Source organism: Bacillus sp. T2.9-1, from assembly GCF_950097965.1.
GTDB lineage: Bacteria > Bacillota > Bacilli > Bacillales > Cytobacillaceae > Niallia > Niallia hominis.
In genome coordinates this window covers 1-22,694 of the sequence record NZ_CATNHG010000084.1, presented here as the reverse complement: position 1 = coordinate 22,694, position 22,694 = coordinate 1, and the positions used below count along the sequence as shown (strand labels likewise).

At 35.3% G+C, this 22,694-nt stretch carries 24 protein-coding genes and 1 riboswitch; of the genes, 17 read left to right on the top strand and 7 right to left on the bottom strand.

Going from position 1 to position 22,694, the window contains the following annotated elements:
* Positions 1-82 precede the first annotated feature (82 nt).
* Positions 83-412, bottom strand: a complete 330-nt coding sequence (locus QQZ16_RS09515; RefSeq protein WP_081836628.1) for a helix-turn-helix domain-containing protein — start codon at positions 410-412, stop codon at positions 83-85.
* 380 nt (positions 413-792) lie between these two features.
* Between QQZ16_RS09515 and QQZ16_RS09510 the strand changes: the two genes are divergently transcribed.
* Positions 793-999 carry a hypothetical protein gene (locus tag QQZ16_RS09510; protein ID WP_048717946.1) on the top strand — a complete coding sequence of 69 codons (207 nt, stop codon included), beginning with the start codon at positions 793-795 and terminating at the stop codon, positions 997-999.
* Between the two features lie 198 nt (positions 1,000-1,197).
* Positions 1,198-1,282, top strand: a riboswitch (cyclic di-GMP riboswitch).
* 32 nt (positions 1,283-1,314) lie between these two features.
* Complete coding sequence (locus QQZ16_RS09505; RefSeq protein ID WP_082138297.1) at positions 1,315-1,464, top strand: anti-repressor SinI family protein; 150 nt, start codon at positions 1,315-1,317, stop codon at positions 1,462-1,464.
* 152 nt (positions 1,465-1,616) lie between these two features.
* Here the strand turns inward: QQZ16_RS09505 and QQZ16_RS09500 are convergent, their stop codons facing one another.
* Entirely contained in the window at positions 1,617-1,940 is a 324-nt protein-coding gene (locus tag QQZ16_RS09500) for a helix-turn-helix domain-containing protein (RefSeq protein ID WP_031537421.1), read from the bottom strand.
* Between the two features lie 274 nt (positions 1,941-2,214).
* Between QQZ16_RS09500 and treR the strand changes: the two genes are divergently transcribed.
* From treR to map, 3 genes are all read left to right on the top strand, one after another.
* Positions 2,215-2,931, top strand: coding sequence for a trehalose operon repressor (treR, locus tag QQZ16_RS09495; RefSeq protein WP_235248711.1), 717 nt, complete (start codon positions 2,215-2,217; stop codon positions 2,929-2,931).
* 76 nt (positions 2,932-3,007) lie between these two features.
* Positions 3,008-3,526 carry a type 1 glutamine amidotransferase domain-containing protein gene (locus tag QQZ16_RS09490; protein ID WP_048717951.1) on the top strand — a complete coding sequence of 173 codons (519 nt, stop codon included), beginning with the start codon at positions 3,008-3,010 and terminating at the stop codon, positions 3,524-3,526.
* Positions 3,527-3,800: 274 nt separating this feature from the next.
* Positions 3,801-4,553: a type I methionyl aminopeptidase gene (gene map, locus QQZ16_RS09485; RefSeq protein WP_048717953.1), complete on the top strand. Its 753-nt coding sequence runs from the start codon at positions 3,801-3,803 to the stop codon at positions 4,551-4,553.
* Positions 4,554-4,677: 124 nt separating this feature from the next.
* Here the strand turns inward: map and QQZ16_RS09480 are convergent, their stop codons facing one another.
* Entirely contained in the window at positions 4,678-4,902 is a 225-nt protein-coding gene (locus tag QQZ16_RS09480) for a DUF1128 domain-containing protein (RefSeq protein ID WP_031537426.1), read from the bottom strand.
* Positions 4,903-5,056: 154 nt separating this feature from the next.
* Here QQZ16_RS09480 and QQZ16_RS09475 point away from each other — a divergent pair, with 154 nt between their 5' ends.
* From QQZ16_RS09475 to QQZ16_RS09465, 3 genes are all read left to right on the top strand, one after another.
* On the top strand, positions 5,057-5,530 hold the full coding sequence (locus QQZ16_RS09475; RefSeq protein WP_031537427.1) for a low molecular weight protein-tyrosine-phosphatase: 474 nt from the start codon (positions 5,057-5,059) through the stop codon (positions 5,528-5,530).
* Between the two features lie 52 nt (positions 5,531-5,582).
* The gene (locus QQZ16_RS09470; protein ID WP_031537428.1) at positions 5,583-5,957 is read left to right on the top strand and encodes a YtxH domain-containing protein; all 375 of its coding nucleotides are present in this window, start codon (positions 5,583-5,585) and stop codon (positions 5,955-5,957) included.
* Between the two features lie 255 nt (positions 5,958-6,212).
* Entirely contained in the window at positions 6,213-7,034 is an 822-nt protein-coding gene (locus QQZ16_RS09465) for a YihY/virulence factor BrkB family protein (RefSeq protein ID WP_109769033.1), read from the top strand.
* Positions 7,035-7,387: 353 nt separating this feature from the next.
* Here QQZ16_RS09465 and QQZ16_RS09460 read toward each other — a convergent pair whose 3' ends face one another.
* Together QQZ16_RS09460 and QQZ16_RS09455 are read right to left on the bottom strand one after the other, a co-directional pair.
* The gene (locus QQZ16_RS09460) at positions 7,388-9,319 is read right to left on the bottom strand and encodes a heavy metal translocating P-type ATPase (protein WP_284561310.1); all 1,932 of its coding nucleotides are present in this window, start codon (positions 9,317-9,319) and stop codon (positions 7,388-7,390) included.
* 195 nt (positions 9,320-9,514) lie between these two features.
* Positions 9,515-10,690, bottom strand: a complete 1,176-nt coding sequence (locus QQZ16_RS09455; RefSeq protein ID WP_048717958.1) for an MFS transporter — start codon at positions 10,688-10,690, stop codon at positions 9,515-9,517.
* A gap of 238 nt (positions 10,691-10,928) precedes the next feature.
* Here QQZ16_RS09455 and cax point away from each other — a divergent pair, with 238 nt between their 5' ends.
* From cax to QQZ16_RS09440, 3 genes are all read left to right on the top strand, one after another.
* Positions 10,929-11,993: a calcium/proton exchanger gene (gene cax, locus QQZ16_RS09450; RefSeq protein WP_048717959.1), complete on the top strand. Its 1,065-nt coding sequence runs from the start codon at positions 10,929-10,931 to the stop codon at positions 11,991-11,993.
* A 414-nt stretch (positions 11,994-12,407) separates the two neighbouring features.
* Positions 12,408-13,019, top strand: a complete 612-nt coding sequence (locus tag QQZ16_RS09445; protein WP_048717961.1) for a YczE/YyaS/YitT family protein — start codon at positions 12,408-12,410, stop codon at positions 13,017-13,019.
* A 98-nt stretch (positions 13,020-13,117) separates the two neighbouring features.
* A complete protein-coding gene (locus QQZ16_RS09440; RefSeq protein WP_048717963.1) occupies positions 13,118-13,942 on the top strand; it encodes a YfkD famly protein in 825 nt (274 codons plus the stop codon).
* A gap of 210 nt (positions 13,943-14,152) precedes the next feature.
* Here the strand turns inward: QQZ16_RS09440 and yfkAB are convergent, their stop codons facing one another.
* A complete protein-coding gene (gene yfkAB / locus QQZ16_RS09435; RefSeq protein WP_048718025.1) occupies positions 14,153-15,274 on the bottom strand; it encodes a radical SAM/CxCxxxxC motif protein YfkAB in 1,122 nt (373 codons plus the stop codon).
* A gap of 355 nt (positions 15,275-15,629) precedes the next feature.
* On the opposite strand from yfkAB, the gene QQZ16_RS09430 reads away from it, so the two are divergent.
* The 6 genes from QQZ16_RS09430 to QQZ16_RS09405 all read left to right on the top strand — a co-directional run bounded on the left by QQZ16_RS09430 (position 15,630) and on the right by QQZ16_RS09405 (position 21,115).
* Entirely contained in the window at positions 15,630-16,115 is a 486-nt protein-coding gene (locus QQZ16_RS09430; RefSeq protein WP_155986745.1) for a YtxH domain-containing protein, read from the top strand.
* Between the two features lie 211 nt (positions 16,116-16,326).
* Positions 16,327-16,512, top strand: coding sequence for an SE1561 family protein (locus QQZ16_RS09425; RefSeq protein ID WP_031537442.1), 186 nt, complete (start codon positions 16,327-16,329; stop codon positions 16,510-16,512).
* Between the two features lie 189 nt (positions 16,513-16,701).
* Complete coding sequence (locus tag QQZ16_RS09420) at positions 16,702-18,243, top strand: fumarate hydratase (RefSeq protein WP_109769032.1); 1,542 nt, start codon at positions 16,702-16,704, stop codon at positions 18,241-18,243.
* Positions 18,244-18,419: 176 nt separating this feature from the next.
* Positions 18,420-19,169, top strand: a complete 750-nt coding sequence (gene pdaA / locus QQZ16_RS09415) for a delta-lactam-biosynthetic de-N-acetylase (protein ID WP_081836630.1) — start codon at positions 18,420-18,422, stop codon at positions 19,167-19,169.
* 109 nt (positions 19,170-19,278) lie between these two features.
* A complete protein-coding gene (locus tag QQZ16_RS09410; protein ID WP_031537446.1) occupies positions 19,279-20,145 on the top strand; it encodes a DNA-3-methyladenine glycosylase family protein in 867 nt (288 codons plus the stop codon).
* Positions 20,146-20,281: 136 nt separating this feature from the next.
* Positions 20,282-21,115: a YitT family protein gene (locus tag QQZ16_RS09405; RefSeq protein ID WP_048718026.1), complete on the top strand. Its 834-nt coding sequence runs from the start codon at positions 20,282-20,284 to the stop codon at positions 21,113-21,115.
* Between the two features lie 87 nt (positions 21,116-21,202).
* On the opposite strand, the gene hmpA is transcribed toward QQZ16_RS09405, so the two are convergent.
* Entirely contained in the window at positions 21,203-22,411 is a 1,209-nt protein-coding gene (hmpA, locus tag QQZ16_RS09400; RefSeq protein ID WP_031537449.1) for an NO-inducible flavohemoprotein, read from the bottom strand.
* Positions 22,412-22,694 lie beyond the last annotated feature (283 nt).

Here is a 22,694-nt window from a genome sequence, read left to right as displayed (position 1 = left end):
TTAGAAATGAGCTTCTTCTTCTATAAAGCCGAAGCTCATTCCATGTGGTACCTGCGCTAATTTGATTGAGTATTTCGCGTTACTAGTCTTTTTGTCTTTTTTTGAACTTAACGTATTCAAGAATACCGGCAAAATCTTCTTTGGTAACCCCGTCCTCTATAGCTTCTTCTACTAAACTCATCCAGTCTTCATCTATTCCGTCTATAACAGTATTGTTATTGTCTAGTAGTTCTTCTACATTAGTATCAAGGGTGTGAGCGAGTTTCGTCAGCACTTGAAGGGAGGGGTTTTTTTGAATGCCCCTTTCAATATAACTTAAGTAGGATTTAGAGACACCGGATCTATCGGAAAGTTCATTGATAGAATAACCTCTTTTTAATCTTAGCTTCTTTATCTTTATTCCAACCAACATGAATATTCTCCTTACTACATATAGAAGTACAATTTCATTATAACGAACGTATCGTTCAATAAAAAATACAAAAAAGCTAGGAAACGGGAGATATTTCAAGAAAACGAACGATTTTTGTTCGTTAAAAAGAAATAATGGCTGTTTTTGGAATTTTTGAAAATGATAGATTTGCACTATACTAATAAAAAAGTTCTTTAATAAGAACGGTTTAGATATTTATAGAACTAATCGATTATACGACAACAACAATGACGTAAGGAGTTCGTTATAACGGTCCCTAAAAACCGCACGTTCCACTAACCTTCAGTAGGGATTGATAGCAAAACTCCAGTGATGAAAGTTTCCCTTTATAAAGCTAAATGAATAAAAGAGGGTGAAAAATGTATAGGAAAAATTGTGATAAATGCTTTAGACCATCATTTAGTAGTAGTGAACTAGGAAAATGGATTTGTCCTATATGCCAAAATGATTTAACGGAATATCCTTTTTTTGACGCGATTACATATGAACAAATTCATATTAATTATTCGTTTAAAAAAGTGATAAAAAGCTATACAACACAATACTATGATAGAAAGTCACAATAACTAGTAATGCAGGCTAAATAAAATGTAAAATGCGTTTGTCTTGATTATTTCGATAAAATTCGAGGAAGATAACATTTTTTGTAGAAAAAACAAGAAATCTTTTAGTAATTTGTCCTAATTTTATGACAAAATATCGCATCTTTTAATTGGAAAAAACGCTATAATGATAAAATAGTAAAGGACGAATCAAAGCCATTATAATGTTAAGGGCAAACCAATACGAAAGTTTGGGACGCAAAGTCACGGATCTAATGTTTTAAACAATGATGGCCGGACTGCCAAAATACAAATGTATTTTTGGGGAGGAAGAATTAAGTGATTAATAGTCAACTTTTTACCGAAGAATTGGATTCAGAATGGATTCAATTAATTAATGAAGCCAAAAATATTGGAATGAATTTGCAAGAAGTAAGAGAATTTCTGCGAAGTGAGAAGGATTACTTAATTCAGGAAAATCCTAAATGATCATTTGTATAGAAGTAGATTTATAATGTTAAAGGCAAAAAAATGTCTACGTTGAATTTCTCACAATTAGTATAATGAGCTAATTATGAGAAATTCAATGTAGAAAAACCTCTTTCGAATCTGCATGTCTGTATACCCTTTTAGGCATGGAATTATTTTTTTTGTTCCAGTCTCCATCTATTAAATTCCAAAAACTCACGAAATTCTTTTTTCGATACACCAGAATCCATAGCCTCTTTTACAATTTTTAACCATTCTGAATCTAAGTCATCCTTGTTTTGATGGTCATTTATCAAATGATCAACTGGTATATTGAAAACAGCTGCAATTTTTTCTAAAAATTGAATCGATGGATTGGATTGTAAATTTCTTTCTAAGGAACTTAAATATGATTTTGCGACTCCTGCTTGTTCTGCTAATTCCGATAAGGACATTCTTTTCTCTAAACGTAGCTGCTTTACGCGATCCCCAATCATACGCTCACTCACTTTCACTCTTAAGGGTATGTATATTTATCATAGCATTTATAGATGAAAAGTTCCATATAAAGAACGAATTGTTCTATCCACTATGCTTAAATAGAAAGGTTAATTTCATTATTTGTTCAAAATATTGAAATATATCTTGTAGTATTTACCCTTTCCTACATAAAATGAAACATTTTTTTATTTGTTTTTCAATCCTTTTTAGACAATTTGTCTGAAAAAGAGTAGAATGGTAACGAATAATTTGAAAATGTTGGTGAATTGCGTGTTGAATAAATATTATATGATATTTGAGGAGCTTGAAGCTGCGATAAGAAATGGGAAGTACCCGCCAGATACTATTTTACCATCTGAAAATGAATTAGCAGAGCAATACAATACATCTAGAGAAACCATTCGTAAGGCTTTAAATATATTATCTCAAAAAGGATATATCCAAAAGCTCAGAGGGAAGGGTTCCTTAGTTCTTGATTTAGAAAAGTTACAATTTCCCATTTCGGGATTGGTTAGCTTTAAGGAGTTAGCCGATAAAATGGGACAATCCTCTGTAACGATTATTGAGCGCTTTTTGAATACACAGCCATCCTCTCTTTTACAAAAAGAGATGCAGCTTAAGAAAGAAGATTCGATATGGGAAGTTTTTCGAGTTAGAGAAATTAATCAGGAACGGATTATTCTAGATAAAGATTATATCGTTCAGAAGTATGTGCCAGGATTAACGGAAGAAATATGTAGAAGCTCTATTTTTGATTATATAGAGAAGGAATTGAACTTAAAAATTAGTTTTGCTAAAAAAGAATTTACAGTAGAAGAACCGACAGAAGAGGACTATAATTTGCTTGATTTAGAAGGATTTCATTCCATTGTTGTTGTAAAGAACTATATCTATTTTGAAAATGCCACTTTATTTCAATTTACAGAGTCCCGACATCGACCAGATAAGTTTCGCTTTGTTGATTTTGCAAGGAGAAATGAAGCATAAAAATAACGATAGCATGTTTTATTTTCTATCTATGGGGAATGTTACTTATAGAAAATAAGAAAAGGAGATGCTATATATGAGTAAGAAAATTGCTACTTTAATTACTGATATGTTTGAGGATTCTGAGTACACAGAACCAGCTAAGGCATATAAGGAAGCTGGACATGAAGTAGTAACAATTGAATTGGAAGCTGGTAAAACAGTAGAAGGAAAACAAAAAGAAGCGACGGTAAAAATTGATAAGGGGATTGCAGATGTGACTCCAGATGAATTCGATGCTTTATTTATCCCAGGTGGCTTTTCTCCTGATCAGCTTCGGGCAGATGATCAAGTAGTGGCCTTTACTAAAGCGTTTATGGATGCAAAGAAACCAGTCTTTGCAATCTGTCATGGCCCACAATTGCTTATTACAGCAAAAACGTTAGAGGGTAGAAATGCTACTGGCTATAAATCCATTAAAGTGGACATGGAGTATGCAGGTGCAACCTTTAAGGATGAAGAAGTAGTCGTGTGTGGCGATCAATTAGTGACAAGTAGAACGCCAGAGGATATACCAGCATTTACTAGAGAGTCTCTAAAGCTTTTAAATAAATAAGGAAAGTAAGATAGGCAGGGTCTATACGTACACCTTTTCATGATAGGGAGAATATAATCTTTTATCATGAGTTGGAGTAGGTATAGGCTCTTTTTTTGTGTTAACCTTAAGGAGAACCATTGTACTTTTGTCTCCTTTGCAGTAAATTACATTCTCACTTATAAGTAGCATGCTTAATAAAACCGCAAATAGGAAGAGGATATATTAGGGGAAATAGATAAAACCCTAACTTTTAATCCTTAGCGGTAACTTTAGATAGAAAGAAGGATTGAAAATGATTGTTTTAAAATCGAAACGAGAAATAGAACAAATGAAGAAGGCAGGCGAGATTCTGGTTGGTTGTCATAAAATGATTGCTAAGCTTGTAAGACCAGGAATTACTACTTTTGAAATTGATCAAAAGGTAGAAGAATATTTAGCGGAAAAAGGGGCAACGCCTGAGCAAAAAGGGTATCGTGATTACGCATATGCAACTTGTGCAAGTATAAATGACGAGATTTGTCATGGCTTTCCAAGGAAAGAACCACTGAAAAAAGGGGATATTGTAACAATTGACATGGTTGTTAATTATAATGGAGCATTGGCCGATTCCGCATGGACATATGCGGTTGGAGAAGTATCAGCAGAGCTACAGAAATTAATGGATGTAACAAAAAAGGCATTGTATATAGGGATTGAACAAGCAAAACCAGGAAATCGAATCGGAGATATTGGATTCGCAATTCAACAGTATGTAGAGGAACAAGGACTTTCTGTTGTACGAGACTTTATCGGCCATGGCATTGGAAAAGTAATTCATGAAAAACCAGAAGTTCCTCATTTCGGGTTAGCGGGAAAAGGGCCACGTATAAAAGAAGGCATGGTATTCACAATCGAACCTATGGTCAATATTGGTGATTATAAAATGAAAATGGATAACAATGGCTGGACAGCAAGGACGATGGATGGCAAGCACTCTGCACAATATGAACATACGATTGCCATTACAAAAGAAGGACCTGTGATACTTACAGATCAAGATGCTTGATCTGTAAAAGCTACATATGAGAAGGCAAAAAACAATTGTTAATCTCTTGTGAGTTAAAATGAACTGGCTAAAAACAATAATCAGTGAGATGTGTCCACTGATTATTGTTTTCTTTATAGGTAAATTATTGCTTACGCAAGTTTCCTAATTCTTCAGCAATTGCCTGCATTTCATTTGGACTAAAAGAATCTCTTTTCATGACATGTTCATAAATTTCTTTAATTTCATCATAAAGATCTTCATCAAAATGAGTGGATTTAATGGCGCCGATGTTTAAAACCTTTAGCTTTTCTTTTATTTTTTCAATCATGAAATTTACGTTTTCTGTCGTTTTATTATCTAAATTCATACCTTTCCCCTTTCTTGGACAATAAAGTTGTTCTATTCATCTTTTCATGCAAACATAGAAATGTCAATATAGAGTATTAATCGCCAAAATAGATTGGTTATAATTACTTTAAAAGTAATCAAGTATGTAAATACAAAAATGGAGGAAAATAAAAATGAAAGTACGTGTTTTATTTATTTGCTTAGGAAATATTTGTCGCTCCCCAATGGCTGAGGCTGTATTTCGTGATTTAGTGGAAAAAGAAGGATTACAAGAAAAGATTGTTTGCGATTCAGCTGGAACAGGCGGATGGCATATTGGAAATCCGCCTCATCATGGAACAAGAGATATCTTAAAAGTAAATAAAATTAAGGATACGGGCATATTTGCTCGTCAATTAGAGGAAAAGGATTTAGAAGATTATGATTATCTAATTGCAATGGATAACAGTAATATTGCAAACATTAGAAAGCTAAATGAAATGTTAGATTATACAAAGGTTCGACTATTAATGGATTATACGCACCATGCTGTGGGAAAAGAAGTACCAGATCCGTATTATACGGGCAATTTTGAAGAAGTTTTTGCGTTAGTGAAGGATGGCTGTGAAGGTTTGTTACAAGATATAAAAAATAAGTATGGCTTGTAATCAAATCAATTCCATCCTTCATTGATTAAAAAAAGAAGGGTGGAACTAGTGGATGAAAATGAGTATATCAAAAGGACTTTTTATCGGGAGCCTTATTGGAACAGCCATAAGTCTATTGGACAAGCATACAAGGCAAAATGCCGTTACGAATATGCAGCATGCAAAAGATGTGGTAACGGATTATGAGCATATGACAACTAGCCTTAATAGTACTGCGGAAAAAATAAAAAGAACAGCTGTGAAAATTTCGGATGATGCAGTTTTTGTAAAGAAGCAATTGGAAGAATTAAAAGGGATAACACCAGTAGTAGCAGGCATCATTCACGATACGAAGGAAGCATTTTTCAATGGTGACACGAGAAATCAGGAAAGAAAGCTTGTTTCTAGCATTAACTATATACCTGAGACAGGATCAGAAAGAAGATAATATTTTAGAGAATTGTTCTCCTCCTTGCATTTGTTACTAAAATATAAGGGGAGTAATACTCGAGGGAAAAGGTTTAGATGTGCCTAAATGATAGGGAAATCGCTATTTCAATCTATCATTTAGGCCTGTATGTTTGCCCAGTTTTTCTTCCTTTTCTCCTTAATAGATGCCTTTTTTTATCAGTGCCATATGTTTTAATAGGGCTGTAAAGGGCAATAGACATACATAAAAGAACTGTTAGGACGGTGATTTTGTATGGGAGAGGTCATTCCATTTATAAAGGTTCTCATCAAGAAAATCCAACAAGATAGTGTATTTGATCTTGCAGCACAGTTATCCTATTATTTTCTCTTATCTATTTTTCCGTTACTTATTTTTGTTATGACGCTCCTACCCTATCTACCGATATCAAAGGAAGACTTATTAGGAGTAGTCGATGGTTTTGCACCTGGAGATATCATGGATACGATTGAAACAAATATCGATCAAGTGTTGAGTAGAAATGTTAGTCTTTTATCATTCGGGATTATTGCAACAATATGGTCTGCTTCTAATGGATTAAATGCTATCGTAAAGGCACTAAATAAAGCCTATGATGTCGAAGAAACTAGATCTTTTATTGTTGCAAGAGGAATGTCTATTTTGCTGACACTTGGGATGATAGCAGTAGTGGTTGTAGCCTTACTGTTACCTGTGTTTGGAGAACAAATAGGGATGTTTTTATTTTCCCAATTTGACTTAACAGAAGAATTCTTATCGATGTGGAATACATTAAGGTTTCTTGCTTCTCCAATCATTTTATTTATTGTGTTTCTTGCTCTTTATTGGATTGCTCCCAATAAGAAACTTAGATGTATTTCTGCTATTCCTGGAGCCATTTTCGCAGCGATTGGTTGGGTTCTTGCTTCTTTAGCGTTTTCCTATTATGTAGGTAACTTTAGTAATTATTCGGCGACATATGGAAGTATTGGAACGATTATTGTTCTAATGATTTGGTTTTATATAACAGGAATCATCATTATATTAGGTGGCGAAATTAATGCCTACTTCACCGAGAGAAAGAAAGAGCCTTGTTAATGGTATCCGTTTTTTACCTTTATAAAAGGAGGCAATCGGAACAAACTATTAGAGGGGAAAACATTAAATAAGGGGGAACTTAGAATGACAAAGCATACAAAAAAAGATGGCGGTACTAAACAAAAAGGAAAAAGCAAGCCGAAGCATAAAACATCTGGATCTGCCAACGGGCAAAACGGCTATCACTAACTAAAAGAACTCCCATTATAGTATTCACTATGATGGGAGTTCTTTTAGATTAACAGGCGGAACTTTTCTTTAAAGTATTATAAGAAGAGCCTTAAGGGTATCGTTCTGATGAATTTCGCTCCATCGAATCCATATTGAAATTCGTCTCTTTAGAGCTGTTTGTATTAACTTTTTAACAACCGCAAGCTATTCAAAATAACCAAGATTGTACTTCCTTCATGTCCAATCACTCCAAAAGGAAGGGCAACGACTTGTAAGAAGTTCGAAACGATAAGAAGCATGATAACAGAGATAGAGAAGATAATATTCTGTTTAATAATTCGATTCATTCGTTTGGATAGATGAATCGCTTCTGCAATACGTGGTAAATCATTTTTCATTAATACGACATCTGCGGTCTCTAAGGCAACATCTGTTCCTTCTCCCATCGCAATCCCTACATTTGCTGTTGCAAGCGCTGGCGCATCATTAATTCCATCTCCTACCATTGCAACGATACCATATTTCTCTTTCAACTCTTTAATGGAAGTTACCTTCTTTTCTGGTAGGCATTCAGCAATATATTCATTAACATTGCTTTCTTTGGAAATGGCTTTGGCGGTTTTTTCGCTATCTCCTGTAATCATAACAGTATAAATACCGTTTTGCTTTAAGTGTTCAATTGCTTTTTTCGACTCTTTTCGGACTATATCCTTTAAGGCAATCAACGCTATTATTTCGTCATTTCGCTGGACAAATACAGCGGTTTTTCCTTCTTCTGATAACTGATTAAATATTTCATTCTGGAAATTTTTCGCTTCTTTTTCTCCAACAAAAGCGGCTTTCCCGATTTTCCATTCTGCATTATCCATCTTTGCAGTAACACCCCAGCCGGAATTATCCTGAATGCTTTCAGGCTGTTTTAACGGTTCTTTATATTTCTGCTCAGCGTATCGAACAATTGCTTTTGCTAAAGGGTGGTTCGAATGGCTTTCAATGCTAGCTGTTAATTGGATAATTTCTTTTTCTGAATATTCGTCATGAACAATCACATTTGTTACGACAGGCATACCTTTTGTTAACGTTCCTGTTTTATCAAAAGCAATCGCTTTTACATGGGCAAGATTTTCCAGATGAACTCCACCTTTAAAAAGGATTCCTGCTCTTGCTCCGTTTGATATCGCAGCAAGGGTAGCTGGCATAATACTTGCCACTAATGCACAAGGTGATGCTACAACTAAGAAAATCATTGCTCGGTAGAACGTTTCATTCCAAGACCAACCTAGAAAAAAATGGGGAAGGAACATAAGCAGGACAACAATTGACAACACTATTTTGACATAGGCCCCCTCAAACTTTTCGATAAATGCTTGAGAAGGCGATTTCTCACTTTGAGCAGATTGAATTAATGTAATAATCTTTTGGAATAGTGTTTCATCTGCATGTTTTGTAAGTATCACAGTAATAGATCCACTTAAATTTACCGTACCTGCAAACACCTCATCATTTATTTCCTTCGTTAACGGTATCGATTCGCCTGTAATGGCTGCTTCATCTATGGCAGTTGTTCCTTTCACAATTTTACCATCAACCGGGATTCTTTCACCTGGCTTAATTAAAATAGTGTCTGAGACGGTAAGAGAGGAAACAGGAACTATTTCTTCGCGACCATCAGGCTGTATTTTTACTGCTTCCTCAGGCTGTAAATTCATGAGCGCAGATATTTCCTTGTTGCTTTTATTCATTGTATATGTTTCTAACGCACCGCTTACAGCAAAGATAAAGATTAGTATGGCTCCTTCTGCCCAATAGCCGATAAGACATGAGCCAATCGCTGCAAAGATCATCAACATTTCCACATTTAATTCTTTATTTGCAATTGTCTCTTCGATACCTTCCTTTGCTTTGGCATAACCACCAATCACAAAAGCGAGCAAGTATAAAGCGATAGATAGATGCGAATAATCCAAGTGGTTTAAGATCCATCCTATCAAAATAAAAATTCCACTTGTCCCAGCAGCAATAAGTTCGAGATGGGGAGCTAGCTTTGCAAATAAAGATGGCTTCACTTCTAAAGTTGATTGTACGAAGGATTTTAATTCAGTTTCTGTGGACATTTTCATTTCCTCCTTTAAATAACTAAATATTTTTGATTTCTTTATCTCTTATTGAGAGAGAGAATCAAGTTCAATACCCTTAAAAAACACGAAAGCTGCCACCTAAAAAGGTGACAGCAGAAAAAACAAATAGAAATAATTCTTTGATATTTAGTTGTATGTCTTTATCCTACCATATATCGTATGTGCTGAACATCATTTTGCTTCTGCCAAACGATGGTTTTTTCTTTCTTTTTTTCCAAAGATAAAAATCACCAAGCAAACAGCTAATAAGATGGTAGCTATCACTACAAAATAGCTAATATGCTGGAAATATTGAATAAATACTCCTCCTAAATAAGGGCCAATTAAACTACCGACACTAAAGGCCATACCGCATAGAAGATTTCCAGTAGGCAGTAGATTGGATGGAACTAAGTCAGTCATATAGCTAATTCCTAAAGAAAAGGTAGAGCCGACTGCCATTCCAGCAAGGAAAAGACAGATAATTAAACCGATTAAATAAGTCTCCAGGATGCTGGCAAAAGAAAAGCAGACAGTGCCGATAAATAAAATGGTTATAAGTGTCTGTCTTCTACCGAACTTATCGCTAATCATTCCTAAAGGAAGCTGAAAGACTATTGCACCGATGGAAAAGGCAGTAAGTAAAAACGAAATTTGGACAACTGTCAATTCGATTCTCAAACCATACACTGGAAAACTTGAATTTAAGCTTGATTCCAAAAATCCATAGGCAAGCGGTGGAAGAAAGGCAATCCAGGCATACTTCAGAGCACTGGAAAAGCGTTTCATCGTATCGATAAAGGAATTAGTTTCTACCGTTTGCTCTGGAAAATCATTTTTAATCCATAAAATAAAGATCCATGCGATAAAGCACATAATGGATGAAAGAATGAAAGGAAGGGATTCATTAATTTTGATTAAAGGTGTTAATAATGGTCCCACTGCGAATCCTATACCAAAGAAAACCCCATATAGAGAAATATTTCGTCCCCGTTTTTCTATAGGTGATGCTGTCGTTATCCAAGTTTGTGTAGCGAAATGAAGGGCGTGGTCACCAATTCCGATACATAAACGAAGGAGGAACCAAAACCAAAAGGTCTTCCATAGTGGAAAAAGGGCTAATGAAAGGATGACAATCAAGCCGCCGAAAACAATTACAGGTTTATAGCCATATTTACGCAATGGATATTCCATAAACGGAGAAATCAGAAGAATCCCTATATAGAGTCCCACTGCATTTAAGCCATTTAAACTAGAAGAAAGACCATCATTTTCAAAAATGACTGCTATTAATGGAAGCAGCATTCCTTGACTAAATCCAGAAATACTGACAATGCTAATTAGTACTGCAAATTTTTTACTGTTCATATTATTCTCCCCATGATTTACCTGTTGTTAATATTTAGTCTCCCTAAAAGATGTTAAATGGGATTGAACAGGATTGCAATAGATTTTTTTTGGGGAATAAGAAAGGTAATTGTGAAAAGAAAGGAAGAAACATTTTCAAGAGAATTGGTTATATTTGGGCAAAGTAGCTGTATAATAAGTTTAGCCACCAGTTAGATGGGAAATTATATGAAAGTGATAGAAGAAAGGAAGCGAAAAAATGGTTAATAAAATATTTACGATTGCAGCTTTTATTGGGGTTCCATTATCGATTATTGGTACGTTACTCCATTGGTCAAGCATTGTTATGTTTGTTATTTACTGTCTTACAATTATTGCTTTATCTAGTTTTATGGGAAGAGCGACAGAAAGCTTAGCGATTGTTGCTGGTCCTCGAATTGGCGGATTATTAAATGCAACCTTTGGTAATGCAGTAGAATTAATCATTGCTATATTTGCATTACGTGAAGGTTTAACAGAAGTAGTGTTGGCATCCTTAACTGGATCCGTTTTAGGGAATTTATTGCTTGTAGCAGGCTTGTCCTTCTTTATCGGGGGATTAAAGTATAAGAGACAGCAATTTAACGTTTTTGACGCTCGTCACAATTCTGGTCTATTAATTTTTGCGGTAATCGTTGCATTTGTTATTCCAGAAGTATTTACGATGAATATGAATGAAGGAAAAACACTTTCTTTGAGTATTGGAATAGCTATTATTTTGATTTTATTATATTTAGGTGCATTATTCTTTAAACTTGTAACCCATCGTGGAGTTTATCAAGTTGAAAAGAATGGTGAAACGGAGCATGGTCATGAGGAAACTCCAGAATGGTCTGTGAAAAAAAGCATCACCATTTTAGCAATCGCAACACTTGCTGTTGCTTATGTGTCAGAAAACTTAGTACATACCTTTGAAGTAGTAGCAGAGTCCTTTGGATGGTCAGAGTTATTTATCGGAATTATCATTGTTGCTATCGTTGGAAATGCAGCAGAACATGCTTCAGCGGTTGTAATGGCTTATAAGAACAAAATGGATATTGCTGTGGAAATCGCAATAGGATCGACGCTGCAAATTGCCATGTTTGTTGCTCCATTATTAGTGCTGATCTCTTTATTTTTCCCGAGCGGAATGTCACTAGTATTTACCCTGCCAGAACTTATTAGTATGGTAACAGCGGTGTTATTAATGGTGAGTATTTCGAATGACGGAGAAACGAACTGGTTTGAGGGAGCAACATTATTAGCTGCTTATGCGATTATGGGAATAGGATTTTATTTGCTTTAAAGTAGGAGAAATAACGAGGCCTAGCCGCTTTCTTTACAGCAGCTAGGCTTTCTTGTGTAAATTTCACCTCTTATTTATACATATTAGTCTTTTTTAAGTATTTGTAGATTTAAATGATGTATAGGGAATCTATCATGTCGCTTCCATCGGATCACCAACCTCTTTTCCTTTTATTGTTGAATAAAATTCTGATTGATGAATATTCAAAGGTTTTTATTTTCCTCCTTTACTAAAATACAAGCGATCCTAATAGCTACCCTCCTTTTATTTGATGCCTTTATTATACCGTGAAAATAGAGAAATGTAAATATTCTGATTATTTTATTTTGCGAATTTTGGACAAGTTTCTTATTTCTTATGCATATGTATGAAAGTAACGATAAAAGCATGTATGAGGAAGGAGTAAAAAGGGGAATGTCATGGTTTTTTCGAAGCACTATCTATGTTGGTGGGCTTTTTATATTAGCATTTGGGGCTACGTTGACTATTAAGGCAAACCTAGGAGCAGGTCCTTGGGATGCACTCAATGTAGGACTATCTCATCTAGTGGGACTTACTATAGGAAGCTGGATTGTTATTGTAGGAATCGTCCTTATATTCGTTAATGCTTTTCTTTTACGCAAAAAGCCCAATTTATTATCACTTGCAACGGTATTTATTTTAGGTTTTTTTGTTGATTTCTGGATGGCACATCTCGTCAATCAGCTTCATTATTTTATATTTGCGAGCCAATTACTTTTACTTATTACAGGATTAATTATTATTGGTTTAGGCATAGCTCTCTATTTACAATCGGAATTTCCATTAAATCCAATCGATCATTTTATGGTTACTATTCAAGAAAGATTTGGCGTAAATCTTATGACAGCCAAGTTAATTGGAGAAATACTTGCGTTATTGTTAGCCTTTTTAGTAAATGGCCCAATTGGACTTGGTACCCTCATTATTGCTTTTGGACTCGGTCCTTCCATCCAATTTTTCCATCATTATTGCTCAAAATTAACAGGGAAATTTGTAGTGAAATAGAAGTTAGAAAAAAAATAATGTAATAATGGATAATCTAGGCGAACTCCGAAAAAAATAATCATAGTTATGGATGATTATTTGAAGGGAGTTCACTTGCTATGTATAAGAAAATTATGATTGTGCTTTTATCTTTTTTCTTAATGCTTCCAATGTTAACTTATGCGGAAAAAGCAAAAGAGAAAGAAAAAGAGGAAAGTCTATCGAAATCCAAAATTATTACCATACCCAATTCTGTTATGAATATAACAAAGGAAAATACGTATCCTAATCCGACTCAGGATGTGCCTAAGCTACAGCCTAGTGAATTAACGCAAAAACTTATTAATTCTTCTAAGGTGAAAATCGACAATCCAGATTTAATCCGGATGCTGAATGAGTCCACGGTGAATAGTACGCCATTTGCTCTCGGCTATAAAGCGATTGTATATTTAGGACAATGGCCCCTTAACTATGAATCAACAGAGACAGCACCGAATTGGGAGTATCAAAAAATAAATACTAATTTTTACGATAACCGTGGTGGCAAGTCCCCATATCAAATCCATTATGTACAAGAATCACAGAAAACAATAAGAGGTGGATTAACTGCCAAGGTGCCTAATGCGGAGCAAGTAAAGAAAATGATGCTTGTGAAAGCAACACAGAATTCAGGATTATCTCTTGCTTTTGAAACAGTAATTGGTACAGGGACTAAGAAGGATCAAGTTTATAATATTCCTCCTAAAAGACTGGGATATTTATATGGATATGCTCCTGCTGTCAATGAAAAAGGGAAAGTGACATATGGAGAAGTTTATATCATGCTTAAAGGAAGCAAGAAATCAATAGTCGTTAAGAATGTAACTTCTCAAGGAATTGGTGCATGGATTCCAGTACAGGATCATGTTTCCTTTGGATTTTTGGCGAGCGAAAGACCGAAATAAATAGGGAAAGAAAAGGCTGACTATTGGTTGTCAGTCTTTTTTTATGGGGGGGGAGATTTTGGAATGAATGGTGGGGGGGAAGTAGTTTTGATGGAGGAAGAACGCAAAAAAAGCAACAGGAAGAGCAGAGAGTAGTTTTCAAAAAGCTGTTACATACTCAAAACTAATTAAAAAAGTGCCCATTCTTTCAAAAATGAGCACTGATTTCCTTTATCTACTAATTAATGCTTTTCTCGTAGTAAAATCAACATCTTGATAATAGCTATTTTTTACAAGTACGTTTGGACCGAGGCATTTGACAGCAGGGCAATGGCAATTTAATGAGCTGGCTAAATCAGTAGACAGCCATTTTTGAAAAATATCCTCTAAATTATCTTGTTGGATATTTCCAAGTGCTGGCGTATCGCCGAAGTCTGTCACAATAACGTCGCCGGTAAAAATATTTACATTTAAGCGAGAACGACCGTCTGGATCATTGCGGACCGTTACATTTTTACTGGAATAGAGGCGATTTAAGAGCTGTAAGTCTTCTTCCTTCTTGTTACAAGGATAAAATGGAAGTGTACCAAATAGCATCCACACATTTTCATCACGAATATCTAAAAGATGGTTGATGCTGTCTCTAATTTCATTTAATGACAAAGTTTCTAGAGCAGAAGCAAAATCTGATGGGTACATTGGGTGAATCTCGTGCCTTTGACATTTCATTTCTTCGACAATTTGTCGGTGGATATGCTCTAAATATGGGAGGGTACGTTTATTAAGCATCGTCTCTGCCGAAACAACGACGCCTGCTTCTACTAATGCTCTACTGTTTGTAATAATGTTGTTAAATAGTTTACCTCTTTGCTCATACGTTGGCTTGCGTGCCATCATGGCAAATCCGCGTTCTGCAAATTCCTCTTCTGTTCCCCAGTTGTGGGAGATATGCAATACATCTAAGTAAGGAATTACAGGTTCATAACGATCAAGTCCTAGTGTTAGATTGGAATTCAACTGTGTCTTTACGCCACGACTGTGTGCATATTTAAAAAGCGGCACGACATAATTTTCCACAGATTTTCTACTCATCATTGGTTCTCCGCCTGTAATACTAAGGGAACGCAAATGAGGAATTTCATCCAGTTTTTTCAGCAATAAATCAATTGGCAAGGCATTCGGATCTTTGGGCTGAAGCGTATAACCAACAGCGCAATGTTCACAGCGCATATTACATAAGGTGGTTGTGGTGAATTCAATATTGGATAAAGTTAATTTTCCATGCTGCTCCATATCCATATAAGCTTCCCAAGGGTCAATGCTTGGAGTAATTATATTTTTTTCTGTAATCATTTTAAGCTCCTTTAAAAAAATAGTTAAACTATATCTATGTGCAATTAAGGTATAGAATGCGATTTTTATCATTATCTTGCCATCTGGCCCCTTGTCATTATTAAAGGAAAAATCCTATCTGTCAAATGTTTTTGTTTTAGGCCCTTTTTTCGTAAAGTTTGCTCCTATCGCCCTCAGCCGGAGTAGATTCACTTTCCGTGGGGTTCGTGTTGATTCCACTAGAGTCTACGTGTATTCCGGCTTCTTTATTTTTCCTACTATTAAAAAAACAACAATTTTTTAGAAAACATCCTTGTTTTAAATGCTGCTTGTAGGGGAAAAGAAACGAATAATGAGAAGAAGGGAGATGGATGATATGTCTAATGCAACAAAGCAAGGAAATAAAATAGTAACAGGCTTAGTAATTGGAAGTGTCATTGGTGTCACGGTTTCTCTTATTGATCCAGCCACAAGAAGAAGAACAATCCAGAAGGTAGAACATGTTAAGGACACAGGCACTCGTTTTGTTCAAAGCTATAAAGAAAATCCTGATGAGTTCAAGAGTAATTGTAAGGATAGAATGAGTATTTCTGCTGATACAATAAAGGAAATTGCGACAGAGACCCAAGGATTGTACAAGCAGATTCAATCTACCTTAAAAGAACGATCAAAGGATTTAAAAGAGATTTCAGATGATTTCAAACAGCTTTATTTTCAAACAATGAACCAGTATAAACGGATTACAAAAAAAATCATCATGACAAAAGATCAAATTATTGAATCATCCGATTTAGAAGAAAAGCCACAGCTTCCTGCTACAGCAGATAGAGAAGTGATGAAAACAGATACGGTACTTTCATAAGGCAACATGGAATAGCGTATATGGGGAAAGGAGCATCTAGATTGTATTGCTAGATGCTCCTTTTAGTCGTTATTTCAATTGCAGTCAACTAGTAAAACAATGGAATAAGGGGGTAAAAAGATAACACATGTGTAAAGCTATAATAAGGAAGGTTGCCGAATTGGAGAAAATTCGATACGATTATTAGGAAGTTTTGAAAGGAGAGAATACATTGGGGAGTTCTATTAATGATAAAAATGAGCAAGTTACTTTTTTAAAGACAAGATTAAATATGTTTATGGATGTACTAGATGCGATTGATCCAGAAGAAGCAGAATTAGAAGATATTGATCGTTTAATTGAAATGATAGACGAAATTGAATCGAAATGTAATGAATTTAAACATAGAGATATGTAATAAAGAGCTGCTTGGGTGAAAAATTCATCCAAGCATTTTTAATAGAGATTTTTGGGATATTTCTGTAAACGATTGCAAATCACTTCTCTAACGAAGGAGAGAAGAGTATAATTTTTAATAGGGAGTTATTTGAATGCAATAATAAAATTTGCAAGGATTCCTTGCATTTTTCAAATGAGGGGGAGAAGCATGTATTTTGAAAATCTTAAGAAGAGCATTTACGATTTAATTGTAGAAACATCGACCAATCTTCCGAAAGATGTACGACGGGCAATTGCGAAAGCTACAGCGTCAGAAAATGCTGGAACGCGTTCTGCGATGAGCTTAGCAACGATTACGCAAAACATTGGTATGGCAGATAAGGAAGTCTCACCTATATGCCAGGATACAGGGTTGCCAACTTTTAAAATTAAGACACCAATTGCTGTCAATCAGCTGGAAATAAAAGCAGCTATATACGAAAGCATGGAGCTTGCCACAAAAAATGGTAAGCTTAGACCGAATTCTGTTGATTCTCTTACAGGGGAGAACAGTGGAAATAATTTAGGGGCAGGTACACCTGTCATTAAGTTTGAACAATGGGAAAAGGATTATATCGATATTCGTTTAATTTTAAAAGGTGGCGGCTGTGAAAATAAAAATATTCAATACAGTCTTCCTAGTGAATTAGAAGGTTTAGGTAGAGCTGGACGCGATTTAGACGGAATCCGTAAATGTATTCTACATTCTATTTATCAGGCACAAGGGCAAGGATGCAGTGCTGGTTTCATTGGTGTGGGAATTGGTGGAGACCGCTCTGCTGGCTATGATTTAGCGAAGGAACAGCTTTTTCGCTCAGTAGATGATACAAACGATATTCCAGAATTAGCAGAACTTGAAGACTATATAATGGAAAATGCCAATAAATTAGGGATAGGTACAATGGGATTTGGCGGGGAAACAACACTTTTAGGCTGTAAAATTGGTGTGATGAACCGGATTCCTGCAAGTTTCTTTGTATCTGTTGCTTATAATTGCTGGGCATTCCGCAGATTAGCGATTTCTGTAAGTCCTGATACAGGTGAAATCAAGGAATGGCAATACCAAGAAGGGGATAAAATTAACTTTAAGGCAGAAGCTGATGAGCAGGATGAAGCAGCTGCTACAGAGGAAGTTATTACACTCCAGGCACCAATCAGTGAAGAGGCTATCCGTCAATTGAAAGTTGGAGACGTAGTTGAAATTACGGGCATGATGTATACAGGCAGAGATGCTATTCATAAGTATTTAAGTACAAATGATGCGCCAATTGATTTAAATGGGCAAATTATATACCATTGTGGACCAGTAATGCTAAAAGATAAGGATGGAAATTGGCAGGTTAAAGCAGCTGGACCGACAACGAGTATTCGAGAAGAGCCTTATCAAGGGGACATCATGAAAAAATTTGGCATACGAGCCGTTATCGGAAAAGGCGGTATGGGGGCAAAAACATTAAAGGCGTTAGAAGAACATGGCGGCGTCTATTTAAATGCCATTGGAGGAGCGGCTCAATACTATGCAGATTGCATCAAGTCAGTAGAAGGGGTAGATCTTATGCAATTTGGCATACCAGAAGCAATGTGGCATTTAAAGGTAGAAGGATTTAAAGCCGTAGTTACTATGGATGCCCATGGCAATTCACTGCATAAAGATATTGAAATGTCTTCCTTAGAAAAATTAGCACAATTTAAAGAGCGTGTATATAAATAAATTTTGAGAAAAACGGCTGTATATTAGCTGTTTTTTCTCTACCATTTCGTTGTTTTTTATTACCAAGAATGAATTCCTCCAGCCTACAGAAAATAACAAAAGGAATGTAAGGCAAAGGAGGAATTTCATTGAAATTGGCCATCAAAACGTTTATTTTCTTTTCTGCTCTTTGTTTCATGTCACTTCCTGTTTTAGCGAATGTATCCAATAAACCGCTAAGCTGGGGATTTAAAAAAGGGGTAAATGAGCAGCCGGCAGAAGCGGGAAAAGAATTAGATGAATTACTTGAAAAATATGGTGCTTACTATAAAGATACAAGCGAAAAGAAGGTACTTTACTTAACCTTTGATAATGGTTATGAAAATGGTTATACAGGTAAGATACTAGATATATTAAAAAAGGAAAAAGTGCCAGCAACCTTTTTTGTAACAGGTCATTATTTGAAAAGTGCTCCTGATCTTGTAAAAAGAATGGCAGCAGAAGGACATATTATTGGCAACCATTCTTACCATCACCCAGATTTTACACAAGTAAGTGATGAAAAGCTAAAACAGGAGCTTGAATCAGTGGTAACAGAGACAGAGGCACTAACAGGGAAAAAAGGGATGACCTATTTACGACCTCCCCGTGGGATTTTTAGTGAGAGAACATTAAAGCTTGCGAAAGAACTTGGCTACACGCAAGTATTCTGGTCCCTTGCTTTTGTGGATTGGAAGACAGATCAGCAAAAAGGCTGGCAATATAGCTATGATAATATTATGAAACAAGTTCATCCGGGCTGTATTTTATTGCTTCATACTGTCTCGAAAGATAATGCAGATGCATTGGAACAAGCAATTAAGGACTTGAAAAAAAGAGGCTATACGTTTAAAAGCTTAGATGATTTAACAATGAAAAGAGAAATGGATGAAGGAATATTCCATTAAATAGTGTTTCCCCGCCCGAATAGAGCTCCCCTCCATTTGGGCTTTTCAATGGATTTGTACACCTCTAATTATGCTATAATAAAAGTAAAATGAGAACAGGTGATGCTATTTGCATACAATTAACATTCCAGGACCATATAATTTTGATTTGGTATTAAGTCGGCTAGCATTGGACCCATTGCATGTCCTGAACAAGGAAGAAAGATGGGTCAAAGTACCAATTCGTATACATAAAAAACCGATTGTAGTGAAAGTACAAGCAACTGGAACAACGGATAACCCAACCTTTCTGGTAGAGCTTGATGAGGTGGACACATCCATACATGAGCTCATTAAGAGAGAAATCTGTAGAATTTTCAGATGGGATGTATCCTTGCAAGCCATTCATGAACATTTTCAAAAAACAAATTTAAAGCAAATTTTTGAAGAGCATTATGGCACGCCAATTGTGTTGGATTTTCACCCATATAATAGTCTTGTGAAATGTATCATTCATCAACAGCTGAACCTTAAATTCGCATTTACTTTAACACAAAGATTTGTTACTACTTTTGGGATTGAAAAAAATGGTGTTTGGTTTTATCCATTGCCTGAAACGGTAGCAAGATTGACCGTGGAAGAATTGCGAGCCCTTTCATTTAGTACGAGAAAAGCAGAGTATATTATAGATCTATCAAAAGAAATTCAGAAAGGTAATTTACATATAGACAGCCTATATGAAAAGTCGGATGAAGAAATTATGGCAGAACTCCTACGTTATCGGGGTATTGGTCAATGGACAATTCAGAATGTATTGCTATTTGGTTTAGGGAGAAATAATCTTTTTCCCCTAGCAGATATCGGTATTCAAAATGCCATCAAGAAACTCTTAAAATTAGAACAAAAACCAACAAAAGAGGAAATGGAGGCAATGCTTCCAAAATGGCATCCATATTTAAGCTATGCTTCCCTTTATTTGTGGAGAAGTATTGAATAGGGAGTGAATTTCCTTTAGTCGTTTAATAATAGTAATTATGGTAAAATATAAGCTAAATAAGCTGATTATTTAAATAGTTTGAAACGAGGAAAGTAAATTGCAGAAGAAAACACAGAAAAAACAAAAGAAGCTTCTTATGGCTTCACGAGCACTATTAGTGATAATTGGTGGAATTATCACAGGGTATGGACTAGAAGCAGTCCTTATTCCAAATGCAGTCTCTGATGGAGGAGTTACAGGTTTAAGTATCGTTGGTTCTCAGTTAACTGGATTTCCCCTCGGGATTTTAATTGGAATATTAAATATTCCCTTTATATTTTTAGGATATAAACAGATAGGGAAAAGTTTTGCTGTATATTCCGTTATCGGCATACTATCTTTAGCTGTCAGTACAAGTTTAATGCATCATGTTCCAACAATAATTGAAGGAGATACCCTTCTGATAACGGTTGTTGGTGGGATTATCATCGGTTTTGGAATGGGTTTAGCCTTACGTAACGGTGGGGCATTAGATGGAATTGATATGTTAGCTGTATTGCTTTCAAGAAAATTACCATTTGGAACAAGTGATTTAATCTTATTTTTAAATATGTTTGTTTTTATTTTCGTGTCTACGGTATTTGGCCTCCAAGGAGCTATTTTATCCGCTATCGCATACTTCATTGCCTCTAAAGTAATCCATATTGTAGAAGAAGGTTTAAGTGGATCAAAGACATTTAAAATTATTACAGAAGAGCCGGAAATAATGGTAGAAACGATTCGTGATCGCTTAGGACGTAGTGCTACCTATACGCTTGCGGAAGGCGGATATTCTAACGAACAATTTAAAGAAATCACCTGTGTAGTCAGCCGCATGGAAGAAAGAAAAATGAAGGAAATAATACATGAATTAGATCCTAAAGCGTTTGTCGCTATTTACGATGTTTCAGAAGTAAAGGGCGGAAACTTTAAAAAACGGGATATTCATTAATAGAAAAGGAAAGCTAGTTGTGAAAAAAACTCGGCTTTCCTTTTTTGCGTTTTTAATTAAAACACATTCGCTTTTATATGAACTAGCTTATAATTTTAATGATGGTCCAAAGAATTCATAATGAATATGCGCATCATCGATACCATTGTCTTTCAAGCCTTTTACTACTGTCTGTAAAAATGGAACTGGTCCACAAACATAGTAATCCCCTTCTGCAACGATTGCACTTTCTTTTAGCCATTCTGAGTCAATGTAGCCAGCCTTCTTAAAGAAAGGATTTAATTTATCCTTCTCTGTTGGATTTTCGTAAATATAAGAAAGCTGGAAGTTAGTGATTCTATCTTTTATACTGATTAACTCCTCATTAAATGCTTGGATAGCGCCGTTTCTTGCAGAATGGATAAAGTTTACCTTTCTATTTGGCTGCTCTTCGGCAATTGTTGCTACCATACTCATAAATGGTGTAATACCAACACCACCACTGATAAAAACAATAGGGCTTTCTTCTTTTATTAGCGTAAAATCGCCAGCAGGTACAGTAACTTCTAACGTATCATCTACATTTATATCACTATGTAGATAATTAGATACTTTTCCATCCGGATTTTCTACTGACGCTTCTTTTTTGACAGAGATTCGGAAATATTCTTTATTACTTGCACTTGATAAGCTATATTGGCGATTAAATAAGAATTTCTCTCCAGGAATTGATAAACGGATTGTAATATATTGACCTGCTTCATAGGCTGGTAAAGAGCTTCCGTCTGCTGGAGCTAGGTAAAAGGAAGTAATCACATCACTTTCTTTTACCTTTTTGATAATTTTAAATTCCTTATAATCAGACCAACCACCACTTTTAGTAGCACTTTCTTCATACATTTGTTTTTCAATATCAATAAATACTTGTGCAATTGCACCATATGCATCAGCCCAAGCTTGGATAATCTCATCAGTAGCAGCATCCCCTAGAACTTCCTTGATTGCTTTTAATAGAAATTCACCAACAATTGGATAATGCTCTGCTTTAATCATTAAACTGCGGTGTTTGTGGGCGATTTGTTTGACAACTGGTATAATGGTCTCGAGTCGATCAATATTTTGTGCTGCTGCTAATACGGTATTAGCGAGAGCGGTTTGTTGACGTCCCTTTGCTTGATTAGCATGGTTGAAAATATTCAGAAGTTCAGGATGAGCCGAAAACATATTTTTGTAGAAAACAGTAGTTATTTGTGTACCATGGACTTGTAATACTGGTACAGTAGATTTAATAATCTCCATTGTTTTTTGTGATAGCATTTTTATAACCTTCTTTTAAAGTAATATTTTAAATACATCTTTTATGATAAAAGTCTGTCAACATAAAAGCAAGATTTTAAATACATCTTTTTCACTGTTTTTAACATGTTTAACAAAATGTTCACATTTTCACTATCAAAACCGTAAAAATAACAAAAGTCCTGCGGTAATATGTCAAGTACCAAAATCTAAGGAATTGGAAATTGTAAGCCAACCAATACCTAAAAAAGACAATACTTAAGAAACCCAGTAAGATATTAAACCATTTACTGGAAAATATTGA

Bases quoted from the DNA above. Each gene is read 5' to 3' on its own strand.
- QQZ16_RS09515 (WP_081836628.1), bottom strand. From the start codon at position 412: ATGTTGGTTGGAATAAAGATAAAGAAGCTAAGATTAAAAAGAGGTTAT.
- QQZ16_RS09510 (WP_048717946.1), top strand. From the start codon at position 793: ATGTATAGGAAAAATTGTGATAAATGCTTTAGACCATCATTTAGTAGT.
- QQZ16_RS09500 (WP_031537421.1), bottom strand. From the start codon at position 1,940: ATGATTGGGGATCGCGTAAAGCAGCTACGTTTAGAGAAAAGAATGTCC.
- QQZ16_RS09490 (WP_048717951.1), top strand. From the start codon at position 3,008: ATGAGTAAGAAAATTGCTACTTTAATTACTGATATGTTTGAGGATTCT.
- map (WP_048717953.1), top strand. From the start codon at position 3,801: ATGATTGTTTTAAAATCGAAACGAGAAATAGAACAAATGAAGAAGGCA.
- QQZ16_RS09480 (WP_031537426.1), bottom strand. From the start codon at position 4,902: ATGAATTTAGATAATAAAACGACAGAAAACGTAAATTTCATGATTGAA.
- QQZ16_RS09475 (WP_031537427.1), top strand. From the start codon at position 5,057: ATGAAAGTACGTGTTTTATTTATTTGCTTAGGAAATATTTGTCGCTCC.
- QQZ16_RS09470 (WP_031537428.1), top strand. From the start codon at position 5,583: ATGAAAATGAGTATATCAAAAGGACTTTTTATCGGGAGCCTTATTGGA.
- QQZ16_RS09465 (WP_109769033.1), top strand. From the start codon at position 6,213: ATGGGAGAGGTCATTCCATTTATAAAGGTTCTCATCAAGAAAATCCAA.
- QQZ16_RS09460 (WP_284561310.1), bottom strand. From the start codon at position 9,319: ATGTCCACAGAAACTGAATTAAAATCCTTCGTACAATCAACTTTAGAA.
- QQZ16_RS09455 (WP_048717958.1), bottom strand. From the start codon at position 10,690: ATGAACAGTAAAAAATTTGCAGTACTAATTAGCATTGTCAGTATTTCT.
- cax (WP_048717959.1), top strand. From the start codon at position 10,929: ATGGTTAATAAAATATTTACGATTGCAGCTTTTATTGGGGTTCCATTA.
- QQZ16_RS09445 (WP_048717961.1), top strand. From the start codon at position 12,408: ATGTCATGGTTTTTTCGAAGCACTATCTATGTTGGTGGGCTTTTTATA.
- QQZ16_RS09440 (WP_048717963.1), top strand. From the start codon at position 13,118: ATGTATAAGAAAATTATGATTGTGCTTTTATCTTTTTTCTTAATGCTT.
- yfkAB (WP_048718025.1), bottom strand. From the start codon at position 15,274: ATGATTACAGAAAAAAATATAATTACTCCAAGCATTGACCCTTGGGAA.
- QQZ16_RS09430 (WP_155986745.1), top strand. From the start codon at position 15,630: ATGTCTAATGCAACAAAGCAAGGAAATAAAATAGTAACAGGCTTAGTA.
- QQZ16_RS09420 (WP_109769032.1), top strand. From the start codon at position 16,702: ATGTATTTTGAAAATCTTAAGAAGAGCATTTACGATTTAATTGTAGAA.
- pdaA (WP_081836630.1), top strand. From the start codon at position 18,420: ATGTCACTTCCTGTTTTAGCGAATGTATCCAATAAACCGCTAAGCTGG.
- QQZ16_RS09405 (WP_048718026.1), top strand. From the start codon at position 20,282: ATGGCTTCACGAGCACTATTAGTGATAATTGGTGGAATTATCACAGGG.
- hmpA (WP_031537449.1), bottom strand. From the start codon at position 22,411: ATGCTATCACAAAAAACAATGGAGATTATTAAATCTACTGTACCAGTA.